The organism is Geomonas sp., assembly GCF_056994735.1.
The window spans coordinates 1-2,797 of record NZ_JBXKJL010000516.1 but is presented as its reverse complement, the minus strand read 5'-3'; the positions used below and the strand labels follow the sequence as shown (position 1 = coordinate 2,797).

Annotated in this window: 2 protein-coding genes and 1 pseudogene; 1 reads left to right on the top strand and 2 read right to left on the bottom strand. The window is 59.4% G+C overall.

The annotated features are described in order from the left end of the window. Window positions 1-510 precede the first annotated feature (510 nt). A pseudogene (locus AC11W3_RS21640) lies at window positions 511-1,050 on the top strand (ISAs1 family transposase). 205 nt (window positions 1,051-1,255) lie between these two features. Here AC11W3_RS21640 and AC11W3_RS21635 read toward each other — a convergent pair. Both AC11W3_RS21635 and AC11W3_RS21630 read right to left on the bottom strand, forming a co-directional pair. Beyond that, window positions 1,256-2,062, bottom strand: a complete 807-nt coding sequence (locus tag AC11W3_RS21635; RefSeq protein ID WP_484093755.1) for an IS5 family transposase — start codon at window positions 2,060-2,062, stop codon at window positions 1,256-1,258. 46 nt (window positions 2,063-2,108) lie between these two features. Continuing rightward, on the bottom strand, window positions 2,109-2,797 hold a 689-nt coding region (locus AC11W3_RS21630; protein WP_484093754.1), incomplete at its 5' end, for a hypothetical protein.

Genomic DNA, 2,797 nt, shown 5'->3' with positions numbered 1-2,797 from the left:
TTATGAGCGGTCACCCAACGGGTTTCGATGTGCTCTCGCAGGCGTTCCAGGTCTACCCTGTCGGCCATGATCCACACTGCATTGATTGTCAAATGGTTGTAGGGACGATCCTGGCGAAGCCAGTAGTTGTCCACAACGGACATGGATTCACGGTCTAGGTTGAGCATGACTAAACCCGGTCTCTTGCTACGCGATGTACAACTTTACCAGATAGGTTTTAAAGTGGTCTAACTATCGTTGTAGGCTATTGATGAACAAATGAAATTCTAATCTAGCGGACGATAGCCATGCCAATAGAAGAGTTTATCATCACGGTGCTTTGTTGGGTGGACGAACGGTTTATATCAAGGGATTTAGGGAGCAGTGGAACGTAAAGCCCGGTTAAGCATCCCCGGTAGCGTTAATGTAACCCACCGCGCCAGGGCTAACGCATGAAATTGCAGGGCGCGGGCTCAGGGTTTAGCGCATTGGGGTAAGCTGCCTCTTTCTTCAAGAAGAGGCCATGGCATTTTGATCGACCCACTGATCAAGCATTTCTCCGACCTCGATGATCCGCGCTGTCCGGGTAAGGTCGAGCATCGGCTGATTGATATTCTCGTGATCGCGGTCTGTGCCGTGATCGCCGGTGTCGAGAGCTGAGACGACATCGCCCTCTATGGGCGTAGCAAGCTGGACTGATTACGGCAGTTTCTCGCCTTGCTCAACGGCATTCCCTCACATGATACGTTTCGACGCGTCTTCACGCGGATCGACCCGGATGCCTTCGAGACCTGCTTCACCGCCTGGGTAGGCACGATCGCCACGCCTGGCGAGCCGGAGGTGGTGGCGATTGATGGCAAGACGCTACGCCGCTCCTTCGACCGGGGCCGCGACCTGGCGACGTTGCATCTGGCCAGTGCCTGGGCCAGTGAGCAACAACTGGTGTTGGGGCAGCGCCGGGTGGACGGCAAGTCCAATGAGATTACCGCCATTCCCGAATTACTCAAGGTCTTGGCGCTGGAGAATACATTGGTGACGCTGGATGCCATGGGCTGCAGGGCTAACGCATGAAAATTCCGGCCTCAAAGGGATCAAAGACTTATATCTGGCCAGACCATGTGTTGGCTATCATGGAATGCTCTTAAGTTATTGCTTTGGTATTCTACGACTTATTTCATGACGTTAGCCCTGCACTGGCGAAGACTTATCTTGCGCCGCCCCCGGCGGCAGTGGTATACTTCTTAGAAGCTGTTTTAAAATCCTCCGCCCGAGCTGTTCAGGCGAGCCGGCGCAGCAAGATCGAACACATGGCGATTTGAATCATTGCCTCGCTGTTGCGGGTCAGCACTTCGTGGTCTTTGCTATGGCGGCGAAAGGCCAGTAGCCAAGCAAAGGCGCGTTCCACCACCCAGCGCTTGGGCACCACCTGAAAGCCCTTACCCTCATGATCGGTCACCTCCAGGTCGATTTTATGGGTATGTTTGAGCCCCCGTACCCAGTCTTTGAGCGGCTGGCCGTCATAGCCGGCATCAACCCAGAGCTTGCGCAGCCGGCGCACCCCCAAAAGCAACCACCGCTTCAGGAGCGCCTTCACCCCCGCGCGATCCCCCGCATTGGCGGCTGTGACCACCACGCATAGGATCAGCCCCAGGGTGTCGGTCAGTACATGACGCTTGCGCCCCTTTACCCGCTTGCCGCCATCGAACCCCACCGCCGTGCCTTGGGTGGCGGTCTTGACACTTTGACTATCGACGCTGCCCGCGGTCGGCTCCGGATGACGACCTTGGCGCCCCCGCGCTAGCGCCGTCAACTCCTCCATCACCTCGCGCCAGGCCTCTTGGCAGCTAGCACGGTTGAAGTACCCGTAGACCGTTTGCCACGGCCCAAACTCGCGCGGCATCTGCCGCCACTGACAGCCCGTTTTCACCACATACAGAATGGCATTCAACACCTGCCCACGGTCCGCCCCTGGCCGACCGGGCTTGCCCGGGCCGCTCTTCGGCTCCGGCAGGAAGCGTTCCAGCAGGGTGCGTTGGCTTTCCGTCAGGTCGGATGGATAGTGCCTGGGAGCTGCTGAGCTCATCGTACTGACCTCGTCTGATGGGGGGTGGCACCTCCATGATGGCAGGTCAGTACGATCCTTGCAGCTCTCTACAGGGTTTTAAAACAGCTTCTAATTCGGCGCTACAGATCGGCAGGGCGCACGTCAGCAGTCCGCCGACGGCATTGCGCTGGGCCTGGGCAATCTGTGACAAGGCGTCATTGCACCGGGCCACCTCACTGGCGACGCGGCTCTGAAGGTCGAGCACGGTGTCCTGCTGGGCTTGCAGGGGTGCTTGTGCGTCTCTAATGGCGGCCCGTGCTGTTTCGATCTGCTGGAGGATCGGCTCCGGCGACGATGCCGCCCACGCCGCGTCCAGGGTACTGTTCCAGGTGGTTTGCAGGTTTGCCAGGCGGCTCAGCGCCTCCCGGAGGTCGACGGCCCGCTGCGTAACCAGGTTCAGCCAGCCGGCCGCCTTGAACTGCCGCCGTTGCCAGGATTGCTCCTGCGCCTGGAGGGTTTCGAGCGTCGGCTGCTGTTGGAGAAGGCTCAGGGTTCCGGCGAATTCCTGATCGATCCGGGTGCTGACCTCGGCCAGGGCTTGCTGGATCGTCTCGATTTCAGGACTGGGAGCCAGATTCGTGGTCAAGGTGCGGAGCAGAGTGGCCAACTCCGTGGCCTGTGCCGCGACCTCTGCCGGCGGAATGGCCGTTGCGGGCGGTGGTGTCGTGGTCTGCTTGGGTGCCGACGGGGTTGGTTCCGCCGCCGCACCGGGAG

Bases quoted from the DNA above. Each gene is read 5' to 3' on its own strand.
- AC11W3_RS21635 (WP_484093755.1), bottom strand. From the start codon at position 2,062: ATGAGCTCAGCAGCTCCCAGGCACTATCCATCCGACCTGACGGAAAGC.